General features: G+C 39.0%; 19 protein-coding genes. 7 read left to right on the forward strand and 12 right to left on the reverse strand.

All coding sequences use genetic code 11. From position 1 onward, the window contains the following. The first annotated feature begins 143 nt into the window (after positions 1–143). Entirely contained in the window at positions 144–527 is a 384-nt protein-coding gene (locus C4F40_RS01375) for an HU family DNA-binding protein (protein WP_196937580.1), read from the forward strand. A 528-nt stretch (positions 528–1055) separates the two neighbouring features. Beyond that, positions 1056–2522 (forward strand): hypothetical protein, encoded by a 1467-nt coding sequence (locus C4F40_RS01380; RefSeq protein ID WP_196937581.1) that lies wholly within the window; start codon positions 1056–1058, stop codon positions 2520–2522. Positions 2523–2589: 67 nt separating this feature from the next. On the opposite strand, the gene C4F40_RS01385 is transcribed toward C4F40_RS01380, so the two are convergent. The 7 genes from C4F40_RS01385 to C4F40_RS01415 all read right to left on the reverse strand — a co-directional run bounded on the left by C4F40_RS01385 (position 2590) and on the right by C4F40_RS01415 (position 13095). After that, positions 2590–7434 carry a DNA repair ATPase gene (locus C4F40_RS01385; protein ID WP_196937582.1) on the reverse strand — a complete coding sequence of 1615 codons (4845 nt, stop codon included), beginning with the start codon at positions 7432–7434 and terminating at the stop codon, positions 2590–2592. A gap of 17 nt (positions 7435–7451) precedes the next feature. Further along, positions 7452–8885, reverse strand: coding sequence for a serine hydrolase domain-containing protein (locus C4F40_RS01390; protein WP_196937583.1), 1434 nt, complete (start codon positions 8883–8885; stop codon positions 7452–7454). A gap of 71 nt (positions 8886–8956) precedes the next feature. Beyond that, complete coding sequence (locus tag C4F40_RS01395) at positions 8957–11074, reverse strand: SPFH domain-containing protein (protein WP_196937584.1); 2118 nt, start codon at positions 11072–11074, stop codon at positions 8957–8959. A 21-nt stretch (positions 11075–11095) separates the two neighbouring features. Then, on the reverse strand, positions 11096–11779 hold the full coding sequence (locus C4F40_RS01400; RefSeq protein ID WP_196937585.1) for a hypothetical protein: 684 nt from the start codon (positions 11777–11779) through the stop codon (positions 11096–11098). An 18-nt stretch (positions 11780–11797) separates the two neighbouring features. Continuing rightward, complete coding sequence (locus C4F40_RS01405) at positions 11798–11992, reverse strand: DUF4177 domain-containing protein (protein WP_196937586.1); 195 nt, start codon at positions 11990–11992, stop codon at positions 11798–11800. Beyond that, on the reverse strand, positions 11979–12686 hold the full coding sequence (locus C4F40_RS01410; protein WP_231389883.1) for a PspA/IM30 family protein: 708 nt from the start codon (positions 12684–12686) through the stop codon (positions 11979–11981). Before C4F40_RS01410 ends, C4F40_RS01405 begins: the two co-directional genes overlap by 14 nt. A 19-nt stretch (positions 12687–12705) precedes the next feature. Next, positions 12706–13095, reverse strand: coding sequence for a type III secretion system chaperone family protein (locus tag C4F40_RS01415; RefSeq protein ID WP_196937587.1), 390 nt, complete (start codon positions 13093–13095; stop codon positions 12706–12708). A 92-nt stretch (positions 13096–13187) separates the two neighbouring features. Between C4F40_RS01415 and C4F40_RS01420 the strand changes: the two genes are divergently transcribed. After that, the gene (locus tag C4F40_RS01420; protein ID WP_196937588.1) at positions 13188–13850 is read left to right on the forward strand and encodes a helix-turn-helix domain-containing protein; all 663 of its coding nucleotides are present in this window, start codon (positions 13188–13190) and stop codon (positions 13848–13850) included. Positions 13851–13933: 83 nt separating this feature from the next. On the opposite strand, the gene uvrA is transcribed toward C4F40_RS01420, so the two are convergent. Next, the gene (gene uvrA / locus C4F40_RS01425) at positions 13934–16780 is read right to left on the reverse strand and encodes an excinuclease ABC subunit UvrA (RefSeq protein ID WP_196937589.1); all 2847 of its coding nucleotides are present in this window, start codon (positions 16778–16780) and stop codon (positions 13934–13936) included. A 150-nt stretch (positions 16781–16930) separates the two neighbouring features. Here uvrA and C4F40_RS01430 point away from each other — a divergent pair, with 150 nt between their 5' ends. Then, the gene (locus C4F40_RS01430; RefSeq protein WP_196937590.1) at positions 16931–17977 is read left to right on the forward strand and encodes a DUF2157 domain-containing protein; all 1047 of its coding nucleotides are present in this window, start codon (positions 16931–16933) and stop codon (positions 17975–17977) included. A gap of 97 nt (positions 17978–18074) precedes the next feature. Here the strand turns inward: C4F40_RS01430 and C4F40_RS01435 are convergent, their stop codons facing one another. From C4F40_RS01435 to C4F40_RS01445, 3 genes are all read right to left on the reverse strand, one after another. Then, positions 18075–18491 carry an OsmC family protein gene (locus tag C4F40_RS01435; RefSeq protein WP_196937591.1) on the reverse strand — a complete coding sequence of 139 codons (417 nt, stop codon included), beginning with the start codon at positions 18489–18491 and terminating at the stop codon, positions 18075–18077. A gap of 387 nt (positions 18492–18878) precedes the next feature. Further along, positions 18879–20177: a G-D-S-L family lipolytic protein gene (locus tag C4F40_RS01440; RefSeq protein WP_196937592.1), complete on the reverse strand. Its 1299-nt coding sequence runs from the start codon at positions 20175–20177 to the stop codon at positions 18879–18881. Positions 20178–20184: 7 nt separating this feature from the next. Beyond that, a complete protein-coding gene (locus C4F40_RS01445; RefSeq protein WP_196937593.1) occupies positions 20185–21405 on the reverse strand; it encodes an OmpP1/FadL family transporter in 1221 nt (406 codons plus the stop codon). Between the two features lie 203 nt (positions 21406–21608). Here C4F40_RS01445 and tpx point away from each other — a divergent pair, with 203 nt between their 5' ends. From tpx to C4F40_RS01460, 3 genes are all read left to right on the forward strand, one after another. Beyond that, positions 21609–22106 (forward strand): thiol peroxidase, encoded by a 498-nt coding sequence (tpx, locus tag C4F40_RS01450; RefSeq protein WP_196937594.1) that lies wholly within the window; start codon positions 21609–21611, stop codon positions 22104–22106. A 149-nt stretch (positions 22107–22255) separates the two neighbouring features. Further along, positions 22256–23407, forward strand: coding sequence for a GDP-mannose 4,6-dehydratase (gmd, locus tag C4F40_RS01455; protein ID WP_196937595.1), 1152 nt, complete (start codon positions 22256–22258; stop codon positions 23405–23407). An 83-nt stretch (positions 23408–23490) separates the two neighbouring features. After that, positions 23491–24420, forward strand: a complete 930-nt coding sequence (locus tag C4F40_RS01460; RefSeq protein ID WP_196937596.1) for a hypothetical protein — start codon at positions 23491–23493, stop codon at positions 24418–24420. 664 nt (positions 24421–25084) lie between these two features. Here C4F40_RS01460 and C4F40_RS01465 read toward each other — a convergent pair. Further along, the gene (locus C4F40_RS01465) at positions 25085–26137 is read right to left on the reverse strand and encodes a TerC/Alx family metal homeostasis membrane protein (protein WP_196937597.1); all 1053 of its coding nucleotides are present in this window, start codon (positions 26135–26137) and stop codon (positions 25085–25087) included. Position 26138 lies beyond the last annotated feature (1 nt).

A 26138-nucleotide genomic window follows, 5' to 3' on the forward strand; every position in this document is an offset into this window, starting at 1 on the left:
GGGGTAAAATTCCGCCAAAAAGTTTTTTGGACTTTGCGAATTTTGGCGGGATTTTACCCCCTCGGCGTCAAGCCCGTGTGCTATGTTTGTATCGTTGCAACAAGAGTTCGTAAATGTTTAGTTTAATTTAAATTTTTTCAATTATGGCAATTAAGTACAATGTCGCCGAAATCGGCAAACCGGGAGATCCTACGGCTCCCAAAAAGTTCTACGCACGTCCGGTAAGTGCCGGAGAAATCGTATTGGAAGATTTAGCTTCTGATATTTCACATGCTTCGTCTATAAACGAAGCCGATGTATATGCTGTGCTACAGAGTCTGCTAAGGGAGATCCCGCGCAACATCTCGCGGGGATACATTGTCCGTCTGGGCAATCTGGGTTCCTTTCGTCTGGGGTCGAACAGCACCGGCACCGATACAAGGGAAGAGGTCAGCGCTACGAACATCGTTCGTACACGTTTGATTTTCCACCCGGGCAAGCAGCTAAAGTCGCTCCTGGAGGGTTTAACTTTTAAGAAAACCGAGTAGTTCGCCTTTTTGAATTACAGGCCGAAGTCTGCATCTATTGGGTGCAGACTTTTTTTTGCCCTAAAAAAAGCCTAAAACGACTGTGTTAAAATAAAAAAACGCTTCGTAAACTTTCCAAAACCTGTGGACAAGTTGACAAAGTTCACGAAGCGTTTTAAAAAACGACTTCGTAGAGATTTGAAAGTGTTTTTTTAGACTTTTTCGGGTTAATAATTTAAGTCAAAAATTAATTTAATTAATCTACGGATGCTTAATTTAGCGGGTTGGATGCATCCAATATTCTTTCATAGTTTGTTCTAAAGTTGTTTCTTTTAAGGCCTTTTATCGTTAAAACAACTTACTATATATCGCTATGATAAATGTTTTTCGGCCGATTGTTCGTTCGTGGTTGCTCAGAAAAAATAGAATTATTTGAGTAAATATTTGGTAATGAACTGCTTATTTTTTATTTTAGCGTTTAAATAACTAATTGTTTAACTGAATTAGATACGACGGGTATTTAATTCACCAAAAAAAACCGTAATTGTTATGAAAAGTCAGTTACTTATGTTGTATAGACTTTCCCTTATTTTCATTGCTTTTTTAGCCGTTTCCTGTAATGATGAAGCGCCTTTAGATGAACTGGCTGAAGATCTTTACACCGTTAGTTTTACCATTGACGGGTTTGCTGCTACACGCAATCCGATTAAGAGCGGTACTGGCCGGCTTAAAAAATTAGCTTCTAATACTCCATCGGGTACATCTACTGATACCGAGGGCTATCTGTATTTCTGGTCATTTAATAGTGAAAACCTGAATCCGGATGTTAATTTAGGCGCTGGTACAAGTATCACCTATAATAACGGTAGTGTTCCGGACAATTTTCCCGTATCAACGTATCAAAACGAGAATTACGCCGCCGGTAAAGCACTAAGTATAACGGGAGGACGTGAACTGTTTATCAAGATGCCGATACAGCTGGCCTCCTCTGTTACGAGCTTCGGATTGGATATCGGCAGCACTGATATAGGGCCTAAGGATTTTGAATTGTACTACAGTTTAGATCAAGGAGCTAGTTATGAGCCATTAGCGCTGATTAGTCAGTTTGGTTCCTTTTCAAATAATGCAAAAAACTCATTTGTCTATGATCTTCGGGATAAGAATATTAACAGTTCTTCTTTGTTGTTAAAATTTGTTTTCAAAGCCGGAGAGCGGGGTAGCGCAGGTGAGTATGGGAATACAGGCGGGACCTTTCGGATCGATAACGTATACCTAAAAGGTACAGCAGAATCTATCTCTGGGCATACGCTCAAGAAGCTGCACTACAATATTTTTCATCAGGACAAAAATGATATCGTGTATAGCGGAGAAGTGGATTACGAAGACAACACCGATATCCAAGTGCAATTGCCTTTAGGCAAATACTATGTGTCTTTTGTGTCGAATGCTTCGAAGCAGGATCTATTGATGCCTACGGATCCCTTATGGAAAAGCTTCTATGTGAGTAATCGGTTTTCCAATCATGCAGCTGAAATCTTCGGCTATAGTACTGAACTCGAGGTTAACGCGGACGCGCAATTGAATGTGGAACTTATTAGGTGGTATAGTCAGATCAAATTTGAATTCACAGATGCAGTAGACCTATCAAAAGTAAAACATATCCGGGTTAGTCAGGAGCATGAACCTTTCTTTTACGCACCTTTCGTATCGGATCTCAGCAATCCGGTATTGGACCAAAGCGATATTGAGCTCAGCATTGATGATCTTTCCGCCAACAAACAAATTGTGTTTCATCAGTTTCTTGGACTTTTAAACGAACTTAATCCTCTTTCTTATCAATTAGAAGTGTTTGATGAGCATAACAATATACTTCGCACGTTTTCGGTACAAAGCACATTAAAGAATAATATGCAACTGGTTTTTCGGGGTGAACTTTTAAAGGATTTACCACAGGCGATTGGCTTTACAGTTACCAAAAATGAAAATTGGGGGGATAGTAAGGAGGAAGATTTTTAGATCAAGTATAATACGTCATCGAATCGGAAACTATAGTTAGGGTCTTTTTCGATGACGTATCATATTTTTATTCTTTTCCCCTTATGGCATGAATGATGCCTTCTAGATTGTCATTAAATTCCAGTAGCTGAGCAAACATCTTGTCGTCCTTTCCTAACCCACCATGCTTGTTGTTTTTTCGAAATATTTCTTTTATTTGTTCCCAACGTTTCTGTTCTTCGTCCGTAATTAATCCGGCTAATTCTTTTAATTTAAGTAAATTACTTTCTGTGTCCGCCGTCAATGTTTGGGACTCACTTTCGTAGTGAGCCAAAATGAGGTCGTCAATTTCTTTATTATTCATCATTGGAACGACCGAAGCGACAAGCTTACTCATATTTCGGTAAGAACCCTGCATTTTGAAAGATGGTTCTGTACGGTAGGCATCTTGCATAGCCGCACTTTGGATGTAATTTTTGTTGACGTTGACGACCACATTTCGAATGGTTAGGATGTGTTTTAGTACAGTCATAAAATCGTCAACTTCTTGCTTGAGATAATTTCCTTCTAGGTCCGGTAATTGTTCCGTCCCAGACTGCACGACTTCAATCAATGCGTAGAAATCTTTAAATGATTTGCTGGCAATTTTTTCCAAATATGGATTTTCTATTGCTGCATTTTCGATTAAGCTGAGGTTAAACAGGTGTTCTGTATCTCCAATTACATCTCCTAGGTTATATACATCGGCGCGATTTGCCAACATATCTGGTATTTGAAATTTAGAACCACTTTCAGTGTACGGATTACCGGCCATGACAATGCAAAAGCGCTTCCCACGTAAATCATAGGTTTTGCTTTCTCCTTCAAAAATACCGTCCATTTTGCGTTGACCATCAGCCAAGGAAATGAATTTCTGTAAGAACTCCGTATTGAGATGTTGAATGTCATCGAGGTATAGCATTACATTATCCGCCATTTCAAATGACAAATTTATTTTTTTCAGCTCCTCTCGCTCACCAGAAGTTTTGGCTTCAATTGGATCTATTGAGGTAATCGAATGCCCGATTGTTGGTCCGTTGATTTTGACAAAATGTAAGCCCATGGTTTTTGCGAGGTATTCCATTAATGTCGTTTTACCATATCCCGGAGGGGATATCAATAGTAACATGCCCATTCGGGCGGTTCTTTTATTATCGCCCGCTGCTCCTAATTGTTTGGCTAAATTGTTTCCGATTAACGGGAAATATACTTCGTTAATCAACTTATTGCGAACAAATGAGGTTAAGACCTTTGGTTCGAATTCATGTATTTTAAGTTCTTTTTCGTATCCCTTGCTCAATTGTTCCTTCACCGCCAGAAAGTCTTCAAAACGAGGTACCTTTTTGTTAGTGAAGTCTGCTAATCGCTGAATAAAATTGTGGTAATTAATGTGTAAATGTCCGTTATCCAATAGTGAATGGTTGCCTTTTAGCCCTTCTATATCCGTTTCATCTTTGCCAAATATTAGTTCATAGTCATCTTTTGGAAATAATAATGCGGTTGCGGTCTCTTCAATATACTTACGATATATTTCGGACTTTTCATTTTCGTCGATAAAAGAATCTAGCCAGTTTAATATTAAGTAGAATCGATCTTCTAGTGCATATTGTTCGTTTTCTAAATCGGATTGAAAATCTTTTAATGATTTTTTATTTTCCAATAAACGGAGAAAATTTTGTTTCAACTGATCCGCACTTTCGCTGAAGACCAATCTGCCGTACTTGGTAAAGGTCTGAAAAAGATATGTAGCAACAGTTTCAGCCTGTATTACGTTTAAGTCGAGCGCGGTTTCCCAAGTATTAAACTGGCTGACGATTTGGTCGATTACTGATTGGTAGCGTTTCGAACGAGGGAATGCCTTCAGAACCGAATGCGAAGAGTGTATCAATGCATGTAATCGTTTACGCTGATCTTCTGGAAGGGAATGCCAAAATAGTTGTGCGATTGCGCGTAAATGGGCATCGTAGCGCAATAAGTCTAATTTTTCGTCTAATTGCTTAAGGCTTTTATAAATTTGGAGGGCATCAGAATTGTGGACACCTTTTACATAACTTTCACTATAATTCTGTTCTACATTTTGCGTAATAAATTGTTCTGCGTCAAAATCTTTTTGTTTTTGCGAGGCTAGAAAGGTCTTATAGGCTAAGTATTCAGCACGATAAATTTCTGCATTTTCGGAAACCAGCTCTTGCTCCCAAATATCTTTGTATCCTGTGATCTTGCTGTCTGCGACTTTTTGGTAAAAGCTTGTACCAGTTAGGTGGTAGTACAATTCATCATTACGGCGCAGTAGGGTTAAACTTAAGGATTGGTTGTTGACCGCAAATTTGTGTTTTCCTAAAGCAATGATGTTTTCTCCGTCAACGTATAATTCTGTTTTGTCGCGTAAGACACGTAAGGCATCTTCTTGAGATTTTTTTAGCTGGTTTTCTAAATTTTCCGCTTTCGAGACATCATCCAATGTTTTGAGTTCGGCCACCAGCTGGCGGACTTTGTCAATCATTAAATCCGATGCGTAAAAGCTTAGTATTTCTTCGCGTGATGCTAATGTTTTTGACTTGTTCTCGATGTTTTTTAGTACACGTAGTCCGATTTGCTCTAAAGAAGATGTACGTTTGTTTTTTTGTTCAACGATTTGTTCGCGCCGCGAATTGAAGGCTTTAATGACCTCATCCCGTTTGTCTGCAACTTTTAACGCAAAATCGTCAAATTCTGAGAATTTACTCTCCAGCTCTTCTAGTTGAACTACGACTTTGGTGTAGTACTCATCTACTTTTTCGACGGAGGTGGATAGCTCGAGATAGTTGGTGACAGATTGTTCCAGCAGCGTCAATTGTGCAGAGAATTCTGCCACTGCTTCTTTACTTTTTAAACTGTTTAATTTTCGGGTTAGTTGTGCGCGTACCTCATTTAATGAAGAGAAAATCAATGATATTTTCTCAATTATTTTGGTGGTCTGTGTGGCGTCATCGATTTTTAAGCTGTTTAAAATATCGATCAGGAGCTCCAGCTCAGCTGAAATATCGGTATTATTTTCTTCGACCTCCTTCGCATCGAAAGCTTTGGTTATCTCTTCGACTTTTTTCTTCTGTTTTATGACGCGTTGTTCGTAGGGTAGGAGCGCCTCATCTTTGAGCAAGAAAACAATGGTTTTCTCCGAAAGTTCTACCGAGATCTTCTCAATCTTTTCGGTGAGTGCTGCAATACGAGTTTCGTTAGTATATTTAACGTTTTTTAGATCGATGATTTCCCCTTGCAATTTTCGTCCATCAGCCAACTGATGTACCAATTGATCCAATTTTTCTACAGTTGTGCTGTTGATGGAGAAGAGTAGAGTTTCTAACTTTTTGTTTGTATTCTCTACGATTTCAAGCGCATGTTTGCGTAAGGCTTGCACTTTTACAAATTCGTCTATAGCCGTGTTGGCAACTTCTGAAATTTGTAGTAAGGGTTCACCTAGGCTTTTTAATGAAGTATCATTTATCCAAAAATAGCTATCCAATATAGCATTGGTTTTACGTAAAATATCTTCGTAAAGGCCTTCGTAACTATCCTCTTTATTGGTCAATTGTATGACCTCTTGCACCTCGGCCATAGCTTTGACAATTTGTTTGTTGCCAACTTTGTATAATGGATCATCTCTGCGCTCCATATTTTCCTGAAGCGCAGCCATGTAAGGTGTTTCCCAGATCTGAACTTGGTGATGTCTTGTCGCCTCCGCTTCGGTCCGGAAATAGATTAACGAGCCATCTTGAAATACTGTAAATCCATTGCAAATGATAGGTGTTTCTACCACTTGTTGGATGATATTATAGGACATTAAGATGTATGTATTGCTATCAGCTTGGGTAAATACGTACAAGAAATCTTCCCCGTTCGGTGATGCAATTCGACGTAAGAAAGTAACATCTTGTAAATTGTTGTCAAAAACCTTATACGTACCATTTTGCAAATAATAACCATTCGAAAATATTATACCTTGATTATCGGGGAGCAAAATGGCAGATTCGTTTAATGATTTTACGTTGACTACCTCTTTGGTGCGTTGGTTGAAGATATAAGCCCTGAAATCTTCCTGATACGGCTTAATACGAATCGTTATAAGATTTCCTAAATCCGCATAATAGTAATCCGCATCATCCAGTTGTTGATCTGTATTGGTTACTTTTTCAGAATAAATACCCTGTCCCGAATCTGTATTATTCTCTATTTTGAACGTAATATCGCCGTGTAAAGCTTCAATAAAGACTTTGTCCAGAATAGAGATGTGTGGATATTTACCTAAGCGACGGTCATCTAATGTCGTTTTTGTCCATCCAAATCCATATTGTGCCGGAAGTTTTACCTCATGTATACTCCTGTCGTCCTGATAAATAAGTTTTCCACCTTTTATGAGCCACTTAAAAGCTTTTCGGTCTTCCGCATTTTTACTAGTTTGGAAAATCATGTAAAGATAATTTTCCGTTCGACGGAATTTGGAAAATATAGAATCTCGGTAATATTTATACAGATTTTGGTAATCAGTTATGAAGTTTGGATCATTAATTATCTCTAGAGAAAGGGGATTGAAGTGGTTGTCCTGAAAAGCATAAATGCTAAACACATCCTCCAGCTTAATCTCTGTTCGTAATCCAAAATGCACATTGTATCCGAAAATGCAAATGTTGTCCAAGGCTATTATTCCTCTTGCAACGCAGTTGTTTTCGGTAGTAATACGTTGGTTTGCTTTCAATACAAAACTGGTTGAATTGAAAACTTCCTTGCGTGCTTGGTTTAGTTCACCTATGCGTAATACCAAGTCTTCACGTTGCGTCAACAAACGCTTACGAATAATTTCGTACGATCCTGTATCTAATGTGTCTTGTTTCGTTTTTACCCCGATGTTCTCTTGCATTGATTATAGATTTGAGGCTATTTAACTTTATTAAATTTTAGTTCTTGTCCGTTTTGATATAGGGTTACGGCGTTTACTTGATCATTCTCTTTTGAAAATTTTAGTTCGGCTTTTACAGCAGTATAAAATAATTCCAATTCACTTTTTGGAAATATGGGGATAGCAGATTGGCCTGATAACTTAGCAGAGATGTTTCCGTTATCATCAGCTGTTATTTCAAATTCTAGTTCAGGATGTTTATCGTACTCATAAATACCTAATAATTGTTTTACTTGGAATTCCATTAAGACAATAGCTTCTGATAATGTTTCTCTTTCAATTTTAGGAACTTCTTGATTTCGAAGAATCTTATCAATAGCAGAAGTCAGTGGATAGACATTTATTGTATTTGATTTATTTATCAATGCGATGAAGTATCTTTGATGTTTACCTTCTCTAATAATTATAGAATGATATCCGGGGTATCCACCAGTATGAAATTGCATTTTATCATCATTTAGAAGACTATCCGTAAATATCCAACCAAACCCATAGTAAAGCCCTTCTGACATTTGAATAGGTCTACCGTCATTGAGACTGTCAACAGTGATAGCTTTGGCAAAATTCTCTTTCTTTACTAAAGTATGTTGGTGTAACGCTTCATTCCATTTTAGTAAATCTTGAGCAGTACTCGAAATTCCATATGGTCCGTACATCCCATCAAAATATTTGACATAATTGTATGAAGGAAAGTCATCTACAGATGTGAAGGACTTTGATTTTGCATCATAAGCTAATCCTGTTGCATAGTTATTTAAATTGGCCTGAGGTGTGCGAGCAGAAAAGACAGATGTATTTTTCATTTTAGCAGGCTTAAAAATAAACTTTTCCATGTAATTGGCGAAGGGTGCTCCTGATACTTTTTCAACAACTAGCGCTAGCAGTAACCAGTTTGTATTAGAATACATGTAATTGTCACCGGGTGTGAATAGTAAAGTATCAATTCTATTTTCTATAATTTGTAATGCATCTTTATTCGTATTGATTTTTGTTTTGTCAAACCAACTAGCGTCCCATCCTAAGAACTCAGGGATTCCAGAAGTATTGCGAAGTAGATTTTTAATCTTTACACCTTTGAATTTGAGGTTAGGAAAATAGTTGTTTATTTCATCTTCAAAAGAAAGCTTACCTTTTTCTTCCAATTGCATGATAGCCATAGCTGTAAATTGCTTACTAACGGAAGCTAATTCAAAACGGCTTAATTCGTTTATTTTATTTTTCTTATTTACATCTTCATAACCAAAGTATTCCTCATACACGATTTTACCCGAATCTATTACCATAAAGGCTCCACTTAATTCTCCATCTGTATTTAATGATTGAAATAAGGAGTCTATTCGCGCGGTTTTATCCTGTGCTTTTACCGTTAGCGCAAATAAAAAAAATAAAAATGTAATGAGATGTTCTTTCATGTGTTTGGTAATATTTTTATAGACCTCTTGGGTTTATTTATTAAATAAACCCAAGGGGTTTAATTGTAAGTTTAACTCAATTTCTTATTTGAAACGCCTAAATTTTTAGCAAGGCCAAACAAGGAACTGATAAACCCGGCATCTCCACTGTCGTCTGCATCTCTGGCCGCCTGTTGTAATTTGATCAGCGCGGCTGAAACCGTAAGGTTCTTAATGTCATTGGATGAAATTCCGTATTTGTCAGCTAAGCTGCGAACTTTTTCAGCTAAATCACCTTTTCCGTCGGGACCTAATAAAGAGCCTTTAATGTCTAACGCATGTTGTGAATTATTGATTAAGTGATCGAAACCTTTCGAATTCGAAACCTGGCGAACAATATTTTCGAAGAACATGGTTTCGCCACCTACGATGTCAATCTTCGCAGATTTTAAAGCTTCCGATAATACACTTGATTGAGCTGCTGCAATATCTTTTTGGATATGAATATGCGCAAGTTCTATGTCGCGTTCTTTTTGTAATTGTAGTTTGAACTCCTCGTGCTCTCTGCCTACACCATCCAATTTCTTCATCGCTTCAGCTTTCTCTTCTATACCTCTCGCTTCGGCTAATGCTTTTTCACGAACGATTTCCGCCTCCATCAAGCCCTCCTTCCGCATAGCATCCGCTTTTTTCTCTATGATATTTGCTTCTGCTGCACCTTGAATCTGGGCAGCTTCTGCTTTTGCGATCATCACTTCCGCCTCCGATAAGCCCAATGCAGCATCCTCTTTTGCCTGTGCCTCGGCTGTGATTTTTCGAGCTTCAGCATCTCTTACGGATGCTTCTTTCTTTGCGTCAGCTTCTATCAGTACTTCCTGTGCTTTTTTCTCGGCTATTTTAAGCGAAGCATCGGCATCGATTACTTTTTTCTCCGCCTCTTGTTCTGCCGCAATCTTAGCAGCTTCTGCTGCTTTTACTGTACCAATTAATTTTTCTTCCGCTTCCTGTGACGCTGCTATCACACCTGCTTGTTTAATCCGTTCTACTTCGCGGAAAACTTCCAGATCTTTAACCCCCTGTTGTTCCTCGATAACCCCCTTCTCCAGTTGGACGCGTTCTTTGATAACCCCTTGGATACTTTTTTTCTCGGTTTCAATAGATCTTTCTTTATCAATTTGGGCTAGGGTTACAATACGTTCGCGTTCCGTTTGCTCCAATGCCCGGTCTTTTTCTACACGTTCTGTCTCTACTGCATCCGTACGCAATTTGTTTTTTTCTGCAATAATGATCTGACGCAATTTGTTTTCTTCTTGAATAGCTAATGACTCCTCGGTAGCAATCCGAACAGTTTGTGCTTTAAGACGTTCTTCTTCTCGAACCTTCGTTATCTCAGCTTCTTCGCGGGCTTTAATGTTATCTATTTCGCGACGTTGCTTTTCTTCTTTTTCTGCTAACTGACGCTCCAATTCTAAAATAGCTTCACGCGCTTCTACATTCTGTTTTTTGATCACCTTCTCCTCTTCGCGGCGGATAAGATTGGCATTCATGTTTTGCTTAGCCGTTAGTTCCGTGATTTTTTTGATACCTTCTGAATCCAATATGTTCTCGGTACTTAAGAACTTAAGTTCCGTTTGTTCCAAATAATCAATTGCACAATCATCCAGAATATATCCGTTCAAATCGGTACCAATGATATTGAGAATTTCATCACGAAATTCACGTCTTGCTTCGTACAATTCGATGAAGTCGAATTTTTTACCAACTGTTTTCAACGCTTCTGAAAATTTGGCTTCAAAGATGTTTTTTAATGTTTCGGGCTCACTTGCGCGATCACAGCCCAGGTTTTGTGCCACATTAATAACATCGTCAACGGATTTGTTTACGCGGACAAAGAAGGCTACTTTGATATCTGCACGAATGTTGTCTTTACAAATTAAGCCGTCACTTTGCATGCGGGCAATCTCGATTTTTTTAATGGAAATATCCATGATTTCCATTTTATGAAATACAGGGATCACATACATCCCTTTATTAAACGCTACTTTTGATCCACCTACACCGGTTCTTACAATTGATTTACCTTGAGGGATTTTCTTGTAGAACATACTCAGTACAACGAAGAAGGCTACGATAATAAAGATGATAGCGCCTATTCCTATTAAGACGGCCCCAGTGATGCCATCTACGAATAATAATATGTTACTTGCCATTTGGTTGATGTGATTAAGTGGTTAAATGTTGTTTAAGTTTATATTCTTTGTTACGTAATAGTATTTTTTGTTCGGCGTTTCGTCGATCACGATAATGTCATCTCCGTAATTTATCTTTTCACCATTTCTGCTTTTTACATTGAGCCGGATGACATCCTTATCAACGACAAGTTCTGCAGAACCTACGCTTTCTCCTTGTATAGTAGACCGCATTTTACCTGTTCGCCCTAAAAAATCAAGTGCTTCTTCACCTAGATAGCCTACATTTTTATAGAGCTTGACTACTGGAACCGTAACGTAGTGCATTAGAAAATAGGTCAATAGGAATATAGGAAGGAGTATAAAGACAGATTTCCAGCCATATGAAGATAGATTAAACGCGAAGGAAGATGCTATCGTTATCATCCAGCCGATAAATTTGAATAATGTCACGATTACCATCAGTGGTGCTTTGCCAATATTTATAAAATCCATAGCTTTAGATAGAAAGGATGGCTGCGCGTCAGCTTCGGCATCCAAATCATCCGGTGCATCAATATCTTGTATATCCGCACCGTCAAAATCGATGTCAATGTTAGCATCTCCAAAATCAAATCCATCGCCCAAAAACATGGTCAGAAGCCAGTACAGTAAAGATAGGCCAGTCAGGACCGTCATTATTGCATTCGGTAGTGGATTAAATAGTAGGTTTAGAATTTCAGCCATCGTATTGCTTTTAATTTGTTATCGTTCTCTTTTAAACGTGTAGAGGAATGCATATGTGCCCCCTGTTGAGATTGCGCTTTCAGCGGTCACGAGTTCCCAACCTTCTCGACCCATTATATTTAGTTCTTCATCAATTCGATCCGATTCAAAGCCGCTCTTTGTCCAACTGAACTTGGAGTCAATCTTAATCGTTTTGTATTCAAATGTTTTCATCTTTTAATCCTATTTGCTTTTTCAACTCGTTTAGTTCTTTCGAGACTGCTTTATTTACGTCATCTAGCTGATTGAATTTATCAGCTGCGTTGTGGGCAGCTATTTCTCCAAAAGCATCCGCCAAGGAAGCATCTGCTGCTACTTTTGCCTTCAGTCGCTCCAACATATCAATTGTGCTATTGTTGTCCATATTAGCTATTTGCTTGTTTGCTAACTCCGATGCGGCACTCACTTTTTGTTTGGCTCTTAAAGTTGTCAATTCTTTTTCCCATTTAGAAATGTTTAACTGTAAAATTTCCAGATTTTGAGCAACTTCTTCCAGTGTAAGTTTGTGCTCTTCTGCCTGCTTCTGCAATGTAAGCGTATGTTCTAAAAAATCCTTTTTTTGTAATAGGGCTTCTTTTGCCAACCTATTTGCGATTTCAGGTGTAATCTCACCCGCATTGGCCTTTAGTAGGATATGCTTGGCTTTATCTTCCAATTGTTTCGTTTTTTCTTTGTTCTCCGCGATTTTGTTCTCCGAACGAATCTGGAATGCTTTGGCCTTAGCATATTGTTCGGTTGTCGTGGCGAGTTCTTCTTTCAGATCGCGGATGCCTTGCTCGGTCATGCTAATGGGATCTTCCATCTTATCGACTAGAGCATGAATCTCGGATTGTCCGATTTTTAAAAGCCTTTTGAAAATATTCATCATATCGTTGTCTCTATTTCGATTATAATTTTGAAAACTTGATTAACTGTTCATAATATTCACTCAGAAGTAGAGAAAGTGAATTAATCGCTGCCTCAAATTCATTTTGATCAAGATTGTGTAGTTGTAACGTGTAACGAAATATTACGCGTTTACCATCCTCTGTCAATGCGAATGCACCATGTACAATATCTCTGTTCTTAATCAACAAAGCTTTAAAGGTAAATAGATTGTCTTCGCCCAGTGTAAAGAGATATTGTTCAAAAATAATAATAGGTGGTGCGACCCCAATAATGAGATTCCTTATATTATCTGCTTCGCTTTCTACAAGGAGTACACCGTCTTTTGCATTCTTGGATACTACTGTGAAATCAAGATCAGTAATGAATTTTTCTACCTTTTTAAAATGCATTGGCTAATAATTTTATATATTTGCTTATTATCTTTGCATAAAGATAGTGAATGCAAAAATATTTTGCAATATTTTTTTGAAAAAAATTATAAATGAGTCAAATCGGGAATAACATTAAGAAACTTCGTAAAGTGAAAGGGCTAAGTCAGCAGGCGTTTGCGGAACTTTTTGGATTAACAAGAGGTAATATTTCTTCATACGAAGAGTTTAGGGCCGAGCCTCGTATTGAAGTTATTTTACAGATTGCAAAATATTTTAGCATACCTGTAGCTGAATTGCTGGAAAAGCAGTTGACGGTAAACGAAATCTTAAATTTTGAAGATTACTTTGTTGATGGTAGTGCGACAAAGAATGCTAAAAACTTGGCACAAATACCGTTTATTGGAAGAGAAGCGTTTCAGATGGGGCAACATGTGTTAACCGACCTTATTAATTTACCTCAGGTTTATTTTCCCGTCTATAGTAAGAGCAGTTTTATGGCTGTTGAAAACAATTCGTTTATCCCAAGACCGGTGTCGTTTCCCTTTGAGGAAAATGCGATCTTATTTTTTGAACATGTAGACGTGGATATTCTGCATACACTGGACAGGCATTTTGGCTTCTATTTAAAGGAGGAGAATTTGTTTTTTGGACAATATGAGGTAGAGGGAAAAGATATTGAATTGGTTTTAAATGATTGGAAGAAGGTTTCCTTCACTGCGGAAGATGCCATATGCTTTTGGAAGCTCTACGCAAAGTTTGAGAAGGTTTTATGATATCGTTAATTTACAAAGTAAGAGATGCAACTAGGATGGATGCATCTCTTACTTTCATCGCTGGGACTATGGCGTGGGATATATTATGAAGGTTTCATCTCCAATTTTAAAAATCGTGCTGTTTCGCTGTTTTTCTGTTTAATAAGATCTTCGGGTATACCCGAAAAAAGAAGTTTTCCGCCGTTTTTACCACCCTCAGGCCCCATGTCAATTACCCAATCGGCTACTTTTACAACATCTAGGTTGTGTTCGATAATCAACACCGTATTTCCACGATCTACTAACCGATAGATTACACCCAATAGCACGTTGACATCTTCGAAATGTAAGCCCGTTGTCGGTTCATCTAAAATATAAAATGTATTCCCTGTGTCTTTTTTAGAAAGCTCGGTCGCCAACTTGACGCGCTGCGCCTCGCCTCCTGATAGGGTAGTGGAGGATTGTCCCAATGTGATGTAGCCTAATCCCACGTCTTGCATGGTTTTTATTTTACGATAAATCGAAGGGATGTTTTCAAAGAAAGCTACCGCTTCATCGATACTCATATCCAATACATCAGAAATCGATTTTCCGCGGTACCGTACTTCTAGCGTTTCACGATTATACCGCTTACCTTGGCAGGTTTCGCATGGAACCTGTACATCGGGTAAAAAGTTCATTTCAATGATTTTCATGCCTGCTCCTTGGCATGTTTCGCAACGACCGCCTTTAACATTGAAAGAAAAACGACCTGGTTTGTAACCGCGTATCTTTGCTTCAGGTAATTGTACGTACAGGGTTCGTATATCAGAGAAAACTCCAGTGTAGGTAGACGCATTAGATCTTGGTGTGCGGCCAATCGGGCTTTGGTCTATTTCGATTACTTTATCAATGTCTTTAAGTCCTTCTATACTCTTGTAAGGAAGGGGATGTGCTTTTGCACGAAAAAAGTGATGGTTTAGAATCGGGTAGAGTGTACCTGTTATCAAACTGGATTTTCCCGATCCTGAGACCCCGGTTACCAAGATTAGCTTGTTTAAAGGGAAATCGACAGTTACGTTCTTTAGGTTGTTACCTGTCGCACCACGTAAAGTAAGGTGCTTGCCATTCCCTGCGCGACGCTTCTCTGGGATTGCCACTTGTTTTTTGCCATTAAGGTATTCTGCAGTAAGGGATTTGGCTTTTAGGATCTCTTCTGGTTTGCCTTCAGCGACGACTTGCCCACCATGTACACCCGCTTCGGGTCCCATGTCGATAACATAATCCGCATTCAAAATCATGTCTTTGTCGTGCTCTACGACCAAAACAGAATTGCCAATATCCCGCAGATTTTTAAGAGAATTAATCAGTCGTTCATTATCGCGCTGGTGAAGTCCTATACTCGGCTCGTCTAGGATATAAAGTACGTTGACCAGCTGAGAACCTATCTGAGTTGCCAGGCGGATACGTTGTGCTTCTCCTCCGGACAGTGTTTTCGACGAGCGGTCCAAAGTGAGATAACTTAGGCCTACATCTAATAGGAAGCCCAAACGTGTACGTATTTCTTTGAGGATTTCTGTGGCAATCGTGCGTTGACGTTCATCTAGACGATCTTCTAATTGATCGAACCATTCCATCAGCATAGAAATATCCATTGCCGCGAGTTCACTAATATTTTTGCCGTCTATTTTGAAATGAAGGGACTCTCTTTTTAAGCGAGCTCCCTGACAAGTTGGACAAGCTACTTTTGTACGAAAATCTTCCAAAGACGGTGCGTCATCATGTTGTTTGCCATTCATTTCTTCCAACATCTTGAAGATGCCTGAAAACTGCACCCGATATTCGCGAGCACCGTACGATCCGTAAGAAACGGATAGCGGAATAGGATCGTCTGTTCCAAACAGTAGCATATCAATCTGATCCTCGGGAAGTTTTTCAATCGGGGTCGTTAAATTGAAATCAAATTTGCTTGCAACAGCTTTTAATACGGCAAAATTCCAGGATTCCCGAAGCGGACCTAACGGGACGATTCCCCCTTTTTGAATACTCAATTTGCGATCTGGAATAACGCTATTTTTGTCGATTTCAAAAATGTATCCCAAACCATCACATTTAGGACAAGCGCCATAGGGCGAGTTGAAGGAAAACGAATTGGGTTGCGGCTCATCATATGAGATGCCGGATTCCGCATCCATGAGGTAGCGACTGAAAAACTGCTCCTTATTCTCTTTGTTGGCTATTTTTATAATTCCTTTTGCCGTTTTCATTGCCTGCATGACTGAAGTGTACAATCTTTTCTGATCTTTTTCATTGACCTGAAGACGATCTACGACTGTTTCAATATCATGGATTTTATAACGATCTACCTGCATTTTAGGAACCAGATCTAAAATTTCACCATCGACACGTACTTTAGTGTATCCCTGCTTGCGTATTTGTTCGAATAATTCCCGATAATGTCCCTTGCGGCCTTTTACGACCGGAGCTAATATATAAATGGCTTGATCCGTAAATTCATTCAGAATACGTTGTACGATTTGCTCTTCCGACATACGTTCCATGCGCTTGCCCGTTACGTACGAAAAGGCTTCCCCTGCGCGCGCGTATAGTAAGCGCAAGAAATCATATACTTCCGTAATAGTTCCAACAGTTGAGCGTGGATTTTTACTCGTGGTTTTTTGTTCAATAGAGATCACCGGACTTAACCCCGCGATCTTATCGACATCCGGTCGTTCCAGCCCTCCTAAAAATTGACGGCTATATGCAGAAAATGTTTCCATATAGCGACGCTGTCCTTCAGCATAGATCGTGTCAAAGGCAAGAGATGATTTACCACTGCCACTCAGGCCGGTAATAACAACCAATTCATTTCTTGGAAATGATACATCAATATTTTTAAGATTATGAACACGTGCTCCGAATACTTCTACTTCACTTTGATCCCCGAGGTCTACTGCTTTTGATTTCGTCATTGAACATTGAGTTTTTGCAATTCGCAAAGGTACAGATTTTTAAGAGGACAAACGAAGGTGCTGAAAATGAATTAAATTTATTTGCGTTAGATATTTCAGTTTATCTATTTAGTATTATTTCGTAATATTGAATCGACTAACATTCTTTTTGTGAAAAAAATAGATTTGAGTAAGCAGGAAATTGAAGTTGTACAAGAAGTGCTTGATCATTGGCAAGAACAAGGTCTTTTGGAACAGTCGAAAGTGACGGAACTTAAAGACAATATCGGTGAAAAAGGGTTTGAATGGAAAACAATGGCACGTTATGCCTTTTGGGTCGCATTGGCGTCTTTGGTCTTTGCTGTTGTATCGCTATTTTCTGATGATGCATTAGTAAAGTTCGTAGAACGGTTTTACGAAACACCGAATCTCGTTTTCTGTGTTTTATTTGGCGCGCTAGCCGCTCTGTTTTACGTATTGGGGTTTAGGAATAAGAAGAGATTTCCGGAAAAGACCTTCTCCAATGAAACATTGATGTTGGCGGGTTCCTTCGCGACGGCAGCATGTATTGGCTTTTTTGGACAAGTGGTGGATCGAAATACAAGTCATTTCACCATATTATTCCTATTATCGATAGTAATATATGGCATATTATCCGTGAAATTACAGAGCAAACTGATATGGATATTTACATTAGTGGCGCTTGGTATTTGGTTTGCCACGGAAACGGCTTATCATAGCGATTGGGGCTTTCGATTTTGGGGGATGAATTACCCATTGCGATTTACAATTTTCGGAATATTACTAACCGTATTTGCAATATGGGGACAGCCTCGAGTGCCCGTCTTGCAGCCACTTCATTCAACAAGTTATGTAGTTGGTCTCCTCTATACGATGATTGCGTTATGGTGCTTATCTATTTTTGGAAATTATAGTGATTTCGCTGCGTGGACGGAAGTGCGACAATACGAGATTTTCTACTGGGGATTACTAGGTATTACGCTTTCTTTAGGTCTCGCATTATATGGAATGAAAGTCAAGGATAACGTCTCCAGAGATATTGGATTTATGTTCTTTTTACTGAATCTGTACACCCGTTTCGTCGAGTACCTTTGGGATAATATCAACCGCACAGTATTCTTTTTGATATTAGCCGTCTCTTTTTGGTTTGTAGGTCGCTGGTCAGAAAAGATCTGGAAAAAAAAGGGAGCGTCTTAAAGTAAGGCTAAACTGTATAAATGATCATTCAGAGGCTTGCCAACAATCTAAATGCCTGATTAAAAAATATAACATTTAGTCTTTTGGACAGCCTCTATTAATTTATCTTGATACTGTAGGTGATGTCCACTCCCCCGGCAGCGAGCATATCGTGTACTGAACAATATTTTTTGACCGCAAGTTCTGCAGCTTTATGCGCTTTGACCTCGTCAATCTGGCCCTTCAACAAAAAGTTGATATGGATGGAGGTAAAGATGTTGGGAATCTCATCACGTCTTTGTCCTTCAACTTCCACCTCAATGTCTTCTATTTCCTGCCGTTGTTTTTGAAGAATGGTAGTGAGGTCAAAAACGCTACAGGATCCCAAAGCCATCAAAATAAGTTCCATTGGCCTTACACCTTTGCCCTCTCCTCCGATAGATTCGGAACCGTCTATGTTTACGCTAACAGGAGACAGTTCACTCAAGGCCTCAAAGTGAACAGCTTTATTTTTGCGATTTAAGTGGACTTTCATATGAACTGTTTTAGATGAACAAACTTAGATAAAATGCTTTGCATTCACAAACTGACGTAGTGAGATCCGTCATACTTAGTTATAAACGAAACCCACACGTGTTGTCGCCCAAAAAAGACGGGAATAACTCGTGCAAGCTGCATCGTCATTTAAAACAATTTATTCGAATGAAACTTAGGTGAATTTGGCTTTATGTGTAAATATAATCGCGTTACATATAAAGCTAAATTTATCGGTTTACCTACGGTGAGCTTCCTACGGTCGGTTCTCCTCGGCCAATGAGAATTTATTATAGAGGAAATATACGAATCGCTTGTCTGCTGAGTGTGAAATAAAGCGAGGCCCGAGCGTGTTTATCGGGCCTCGCTTATCTTTATTAAGATCCTACTAAGGATATTTAACACCTCTGTACTTGGTCACATCAACCTTTGGTACTCGTGCATTATACTTCGTATTGATCGCGTCGATAAATAAGTTGGCGATTAAGGCGTTTCCTATAGGTGTAAGGTGAATACCGTCTAACGAAAAAGCATTCCCCTGTATAAAAGCAGCGCTAACATTTATTCCGTTATAAGAAACTCCAGTTGTTTTTACCTTATTTAAATAAGCATGTGCATCGGCAATAGCAAGTTGTTTGCTCTCTGCCACTTGTTTGATAACCGTGTTAAATGCATTGACACGACCGGCTATCTCAACCACTTCATCTTTATCAATCACAAAGCGATCATGTAATGGGTTTAGCGGTGTTAAACCATAATATTGAATACCATTACTTGTTTTTCCGAGTGTGTCGGTCGGAAAAGATAAGGTAAAGAGATCTTCTGCTGTTGCGATACGTGGCCCCGATGCCGTAGAGATGTAGATTTCCTTAAATGCGCCGCCTGTAGACGCTTCAACCCCTGCTTTTAAACGGTCAGTCGTTACCGTAGTAAAAAATGGTATGGCGGTTACATCAGGAATGGTGGCTACAACACCTTTTTTTTCGTTCTCCGTTAGCTTATTGATGAAGCCTCCGTACCCATTCGTGAAAGTCGTTACCGAGGTAAAAGTCGTAGTAGCATCGCCTACTGTTTCATAAGCGCCATTCATGGCATATCCCAGTATATCGTTGTTACCTAACCAAAAGGAGAAAAAGCTATGGTCTCTCGTGGTCACGAAATCGAAATAACTTTTTGCGTTCACCTCTGCATCAGACAAGAGGCGTTCAAAATACATATTTAATCCGCCAAATTGAGGTACGTAAGCGAGATCCACCCGCATACCCGGTACGCCATAGTTTTGAATTTCTCCGGTATATTTGGTCAGTTTTCCAGCTTCCCGGTAAGCTAAATTGGAAGTTATCTGCTCCATGACAGGCTGACCATCAGTAAGTGATTTCAATTGCAGGTATCCCGACCCGTTACGTTGCTCTTCCGAAAAAAATGGCGAATTAAAATTGCCTCCTCCAACATTCTTCAATTGTTCAGCAATCAAGTTTGGAAAAGCGACTTGTTGCCCCTCAAGGTAGAGTCCTCCGTCGGCGAAACCAGCGGTAAGCGAATTGCCAATAGCAATATACGTTGAAAAATCTACATCCGACCCTGCGGACGATTCGTATGAATCTATTTCAGGAGCACAGGAATATGCAGTAAGAGATAGGGAAATAATTCCTAAATATACTTTTATCGTGTTGTTAAATCTTTTCATAATGTTGTTACCATTTGTAAGTTAGCGATATACCTGGGGCATGGATGTTTGTCTTATATGTACCTGATAATCCCGAAGCTTTGTTCGTTACGGTACGCGCCTGCATTTGTTGAAATACATACGCCGCAGTTAAGTCCCATTTGTCTGAAAGCAGGTATGTAAAACCTGCAGAGGCCATAACCCTGTTGTTGTCTGGTGTCTCCGGCGAAACATATGGTCCCCTTACAGGAGAAAAAACATATCCTACGCCCGCTCGTAAAGTGAGATCCTCACAAGTTCTGTAGTTAATCCCCACCTTACCTGAAAATGCATTTTCATATTTTTTTTCTTGGTGCGTATCCTGTAAAACTGGCGTGTTGTCCGCGTAATCAAAGTCTAAACTTTTATAAATGTCATATCCAATAAACGTCGCATCGGCGGCAATATCTACTTTCGTACTGGCAGGGAAACTTATGCCGAAATTAAATGAGGCCGGTAGCGGAAGTTCTGCATTAAAAGTGGTATTTGGAAAAGATGCTGCTAGAGACGAGGGGACAGAAAATTCGGCATCGCCGTCTTTTAATTTGGTAATCACCTTCGAGCGGTAGCTGAGGGATAACGCTACATTGTTTTCCAAATGATAATGTATCCCTATGTTGTATCCCGTACCAGTTCCCGTACCCGACAGGTTCGCTTGGCCACTACTGCCGTCGGCCATAGATACAGGTAAGGAACGAGATAGGTCAACAAGTCCAACATTGTATACGAATCCGCCACCAATACCAAAATTTTCAGTTAGTTTAAAACTTAGCGTAGGTTGTATATAAATAGCTCTCATCTGTAAATGGTTGAGCTCATATTTGCCCGGCCAATCTGTACCCCAATCCACCGAACCTCCGAAGGGCGTGTAGACCCCGATCCCTGCTTTCCACCAGGAGTTCTTCGGACCGAAAGTAGCAAAAACAGAAAATGGAGGGGTAATCTTAAATTTCGTGTCGTGAATTTCTGTACTGTTGTATTCCCTAAATGCAGATCGGTACATGACAGCGGATGCGCCGACGGAAATGCCGTTTCCATCCATCTTGGATAAAGCGCCAGGACTGTAAAAAATGCTTGCCTCATCGATAAATAGCGCTGATCCAGCACCAGCCATACCCACCGCCTTCTGACTTTGTGTATTGACTTGCGAGCCTTGTGCAAATAATAAACTAGGACTCGCCAATAATAAACTTAGTAGTAATTTTTTCATATGCGTATAGTTTGACGTTTATATTTTTCTGTTCGAAACTTTGATGATAAACTTTTTATCACGTCTAGTTCATATGTATTTCGGTTAGCTAATGACGATAAATATAATGCTAACATAGTATTTTTTTGTTAATAAAAATAATTTTTTGTCTTTTTTTAATAGAGTTACCTGAATTAGCTATATTCAAAAAAAAATAATTTATCATGAGTCAAGTAAAATTTAAAGGAAGTCCTGTAGATACAAAGGGCACATTACCTGAAGTAGGAGCTAAAGCTCCCAATTTTTCATTAACTGGAGGAGATTTATCGCAAAAAACACTCGGAGATTTTGCAGGTAAGAAAGTGATTTTAAATATTTTCCCTAGTGTAGATACAGGTACATGTGCGGCTTCTGTACGGAAATTCAATGAAAAGGCCTCTAGTTTAGAAAATACGATCGTGTTATGCATTTCTAAGGATTTACCTTTTGCACAGGGACGTTTTTGCGCAGCCGAAGGATTGGAAAATGTCGTTTCACTATCTGAGTATAAAGATGCTAATTTTTCAGATGCATATGGCGTTAAGTTTGTTAGCGGCCCTTTGGAAGGTTTATTGAGCCGTGCTATAGTAGTGTTGGATGAAAATGGACATGTAACATATACAGAACAAGTAGAAGAGACCGTAGAAGAACCGAATTACGATGCTGCATTAGCTGCGCTATAATTCGGATCCTTTTACAGAATTATGGAGGAAAAGTTTATAACCGATATTTTTCATAGCTCTGTTTGTGCTTATCATAACTTTCCTTCTATATGTTTCAGTTGCTTGCATATAAAGGGAAAGTTATCTAAGTTTGGGCAATATTGCTTAATATGGAATCAAATACGCGTAAGACGGCCCTTATTACTGGAGTAACCGGTCAAGATGGAGCTTATTTAGCTGAATTTTTGCTTAAAAAAGGTTACATTGTACATGGTTTAAAAAGGAGAAGTTCGCTTTTCAATACAGATCGAATCGATCATCTTTATCAAGATCCTCATTTAGACAATCGTAATTTTATTCTTCATTACGGGGATTTGACAGATGCTACTAATTTAATTCGCGTCATTCAGCAAGTACAGCCGGATGAAATATATAATTTGGCCGCACAATCTCATGTAAAAGTAAGTTTCGATACGCCTGAGTATACGGCTAATGCCGATGGTATAGGAGCCCTTCGCATATTGGAAGCGGTGCGTTTGCTAGGGTTGACGGAAAAAACGAGAGTTTATCAGGCTTCTACCTCCGAATTATACGGATTGGTACAACAAGTGCCTCAGAGTGAAACTACTCCATTTTACCCACGTAGCCCATATGCTGTTGCCAAAATGTATGGGTATTGGATTACGGTAAACTATCGCGAAGCATATAATATGTTTGCATGTAATGGGATTTTATTTAATCATGAAAGTCCCGTTCGCGGAGAAACATTTGTCACACGTAAAATTACCAGAGCCGTCGCAAAGATTGCTTTGGGTCTGCAGCATAAATTATATTTGGGAAATCTCTCAGCACAACGAGATTGGGGGCATGCTAAAGACTACGTTGAGGCTATGTGGCTTATTTTGCAACAAGAAAAGCCAGAAGATTTTGTTATTGCTACAGGTGTGACGACAACCGTTAGAGACTTTGTACGATTGAGTTTCGGTGAACTGGGGATCGAAGTTGAATTTAGCGGTCAGGGGGAAAACGAAAAAGGTGTGATAATCGATAGGGATGAAGAACGTTTACAGTTATTAAACATAGATCCAGAACGTATAAAATTGGGTCAGACGGTAGTTAAAGTCGATTCGAGTTACTTTAGGCCTACTGAAGTGGATTTACTAATAGGCGACCCATCAAAAGCACAACGTCAGTTGGGATGGAAACCTAAATATACCCTTGAAACACTGGTTTCTGAAATGGTACTATCCGATTTACACCTTATGCACAAGGAGCAATATCTCAAAGAGGGTGGGTTTGACGTCCTTAATTACTTCGAATAGTTAAATTGGAATAATTTTTGATATCCAATGAGCAATGAGGAATACGAACGACAATCGGAAAAAATACAATAGTGAGCAAGACTATGGAAGTTAAAGGTGCAAGTCAACGAAGCGGAGAGTCGGAGGAGAAAAAAGACAATTCCAAAATTTATTTTTTTATTATAGCTATAGTCGCGTTATTGATGACTAACGTCTATTTCTATGTGAAATTTAAATCTTCGGGGGAAAAACTTTATACGATAACATTAGAGAAAGAAAGTCTACAAATTGAAATAGATCGAATTGAAGCCGAATTGGATAATTTAGGTAATCAAGATATTGCGCTGTCCGGAGAGATCATTGCATCAGAGCGTGAGGCAAGAAATATGATTGAAGGGCTTCGGGAGAAACTAGAAATTTCAGGCATATCAGAGGATGAGCTGGCGTCTGCAAGACAACAGGTAATTCGTCTGAAGAAAGATGTTGCCGATTTGAAGGTAAGTATGAATGAACTGAGGCTTCAGAACGATATGTTGGCAAGAGAGAATGAACTACTCTCATCTAAAGTTCGAGAAAGGTCACAGCGTATTGAGGAAATCTCACTTAAAAATAAAGATCTCAATGATAAAGTTAATATTGCTTCGTCTATTAAAGTTTCCAATATACAGATTAATGGTATTGAAATATCTAGAAGGGGCAATATTGAAATAGAAACTAAGGCAAAGAGAGTTGATGAACTACAAATTAAATTTACTATTGCCGATAACCCGTTGGCTGTTGAAGAAAATAAAGACGTTTTTATTCGTGTAATAGATCCACAAGGTAATTTAATCGCCAATCCAAATAACGTTTTTTATATTCACGGTGATAAACTTCAATATTCTACTAAAGAGTCAATTCGTTTTACCAATAGAGGAGAAGAGTATCAGTTCTTATGGAAGGATGCAAGTCAGGGATTTAAGAAAGGGGCATATACGGTGTTATTGTATGCCGATAATGCTATTATGGGCAGATCGAGTGTTGTTTTGAAATAAAGTCTGCAGAATATTAAATAATTATTTTCTCCTTATCACGCCTAACTTTTTGTTTAATGCCGAAAAACGGATCACCCAAGATCTAAAGGATATTGCTAGTATTAAAAGAAGGTTTCTTTTGGATAATATTTTTTGTCCTCACCGCCGGACGGGCTCTTCCTTTTTTTATAAAAAGAAAGAAAAAATCGTCGCTGTACTGGCTCGCTACAACGTTTCTTCCTTCCTGCAAACCGCGATCCACTAAGGCGACATTTACCGAACGTGTAAGGGTAGGGCATTTTGTCAAAAATATTGATCTTATACTTCAGCTGAACTAAAAAGGACGGCCTTATCGAATTTGGACGTGCAGGCAGCAGATGATATGTTGCAGAAGCGTACAATCAGCACTTAACCAAGCAGATCTCAGCCCTCGAAATGGGATAGCGCGGTGGAGGCCTAAGAGCTGCGCACTGTATCATCGCGTCGCCAGAACGACAAATACGGTATCAGCCTTGATTTTTTGTTTCGTTTTTTATCAAGAAAAAATGAAAGCCTCGTCGCGGCGAGCGACAAACTGGCTAATTAAATCCTTCTTTTAATACTAACAATCTACAGAAATCTTGCTTAATCCAACGACTAATCAAGATCCATTGCTATTGATGCAGATGGTTAGCGTATTGATTACTTAACTCGTCAGATTTTCTTTTTTTGGAAAAACAAGTGAAGCAATAATACTTATGGCCAGTATACCGATAATTATTATCAACGAATGTATGGTTTTAAACCCGAGTTGTTCTAACCAATCATGTAATAGCATCTTTGCACCAATGAACACCAATAAGAAGGCAAGACCTACTTTTAGGTAATGGAATTTATGGATAATATTTACCAGCAGGAAGAACATAGATCGTAATCCTAAGACGGCAAAAATATTAGAAAAGAACACAATGTAAGGGTCTTTAGTGATAGAAAATATTGCTGGGATTGAATCTACTGCAAAAATCAAATCTGTAAATTCAATGACCAATAACACCAAAAAAAGAGGGGTCATATACTTCACACCATTTTCGAGATGAAAGAAGCGTCCTCCATCCATTTTGTGCGTAACTTTGAAATACTTGGAAGCAAATTTTACGACACGGTGGTTTTGAGGATCGACCTCTTCTTCCGTATTACGGTTAATAAACATATTAATGCCCGTATACACTAAGAATCCTCCAAAGACGTAAAGTATCCAACCGAATTTAGCAATCAGTGCGGCCCCTACGAAAATGAAGATACAACGTAATAATATAGCACCTATGATTCCCCATACCAATACTTTATGGTAATATTTTTCAGGGATACCGAACGAAGAGAATAGCAGTACCATAACAAAAATATTGTCGACAGAAAGCGCGTATTCAACGACGTAGCCAGTCAAATACTCGATGGTCAAATTTTTGTTGTAAATTTGGATACTTGCTGCAAGATCGGATTCAATGATTTGAATGTTGTGGTAATTTTTTGCGATGATTTCCTTGAGCCGAGCTATGTCGTGGATGTTATGCAGTTCATTTCCCCAAAAATAAAGTACTAGCCCGAATGCCAAAGCAAAAAGCACCCAGACCGTAGACATGATCGCTGCGGTTTTGAACGAGACAGGTTTGTCCCCTTTGGAAAACAACCCTAGATCTATAGCAAGCATGAGGATGATAAAAATTATAAATCCTCCAAAAAACATTAACTCGTGACTCATA

This window comes from Sphingobacterium pedocola (genome assembly GCF_015209965.1).
Classification (GTDB): Bacteria; Bacteroidota; Bacteroidia; order Sphingobacteriales; family Sphingobacteriaceae; genus Sphingobacterium; species Sphingobacterium pedocola.

Coding starts and splice junctions, on each gene's coding strand:
- tpx (WP_196937594.1), top strand. CDS start 21,609: ATGAGTCAAGTAAAATTTAAAGGAAGTCCTGTAGATACAAAGGGCACA.
- C4F40_RS01420 (WP_196937588.1), top strand. CDS start 13,188: ATGAGTCAAATCGGGAATAACATTAAGAAACTTCGTAAAGTGAAAGGG.
- C4F40_RS01445 (WP_196937593.1), bottom strand. CDS start 21,405: ATGAAAAAATTACTACTAAGTTTATTATTGGCGAGTCCTAGTTTATTA.
- gmd (WP_196937595.1), top strand. CDS start 22,256: ATGGAATCAAATACGCGTAAGACGGCCCTTATTACTGGAGTAACCGGT.
- C4F40_RS01415 (WP_196937587.1), bottom strand. CDS start 13,095: ATGCATTTTAAAAAGGTAGAAAAATTCATTACTGATCTTGATTTCACA.
- C4F40_RS01465 (WP_196937597.1), bottom strand. CDS start 26,137: ATGAGTCACGAGTTAATGTTTTTTGGAGGATTTATAATTTTTATCATC.
- C4F40_RS01385 (WP_196937582.1), bottom strand. CDS start 7,434: ATGCAAGAGAACATCGGGGTAAAAACGAAACAAGACACATTAGATACA.
- C4F40_RS01380 (WP_196937581.1), top strand. CDS start 1,056: ATGAAAAGTCAGTTACTTATGTTGTATAGACTTTCCCTTATTTTCATT.
- C4F40_RS01375 (WP_196937580.1), top strand. CDS start 144: ATGGCAATTAAGTACAATGTCGCCGAAATCGGCAAACCGGGAGATCCT.
- C4F40_RS01435 (WP_196937591.1), bottom strand. CDS start 18,491: ATGAAAGTCCACTTAAATCGCAAAAATAAAGCTGTTCACTTTGAGGCC.
- C4F40_RS01390 (WP_196937583.1), bottom strand. CDS start 8,885: ATGAAAGAACATCTCATTACATTTTTATTTTTTTTATTTGCGCTAACG.
- C4F40_RS01460 (WP_196937596.1), top strand. CDS start 23,491: ATGGAAGTTAAAGGTGCAAGTCAACGAAGCGGAGAGTCGGAGGAGAAA.
- C4F40_RS01405 (WP_196937586.1), bottom strand. CDS start 11,992: ATGAAAACATTTGAATACAAAACGATTAAGATTGACTCCAAGTTCAGT.
- C4F40_RS01395 (WP_196937584.1), bottom strand. CDS start 11,074: ATGGCAAGTAACATATTATTATTCGTAGATGGCATCACTGGGGCCGTC.
- C4F40_RS01440 (WP_196937592.1), bottom strand. CDS start 20,177: ATGAAAAGATTTAACAACACGATAAAAGTATATTTAGGAATTATTTCC.
- C4F40_RS01410 (WP_231389883.1), bottom strand. CDS start 12,686: ATGATGAATATTTTCAAAAGGCTTTTAAAAATCGGACAATCCGAGATT.
- C4F40_RS01400 (WP_196937585.1), bottom strand. CDS start 11,779: ATGGCTGAAATTCTAAACCTACTATTTAATCCACTACCGAATGCAATA.
- uvrA (WP_196937589.1), bottom strand. CDS start 16,780: ATGACGAAATCAAAAGCAGTAGACCTCGGGGATCAAAGTGAAGTAGAA.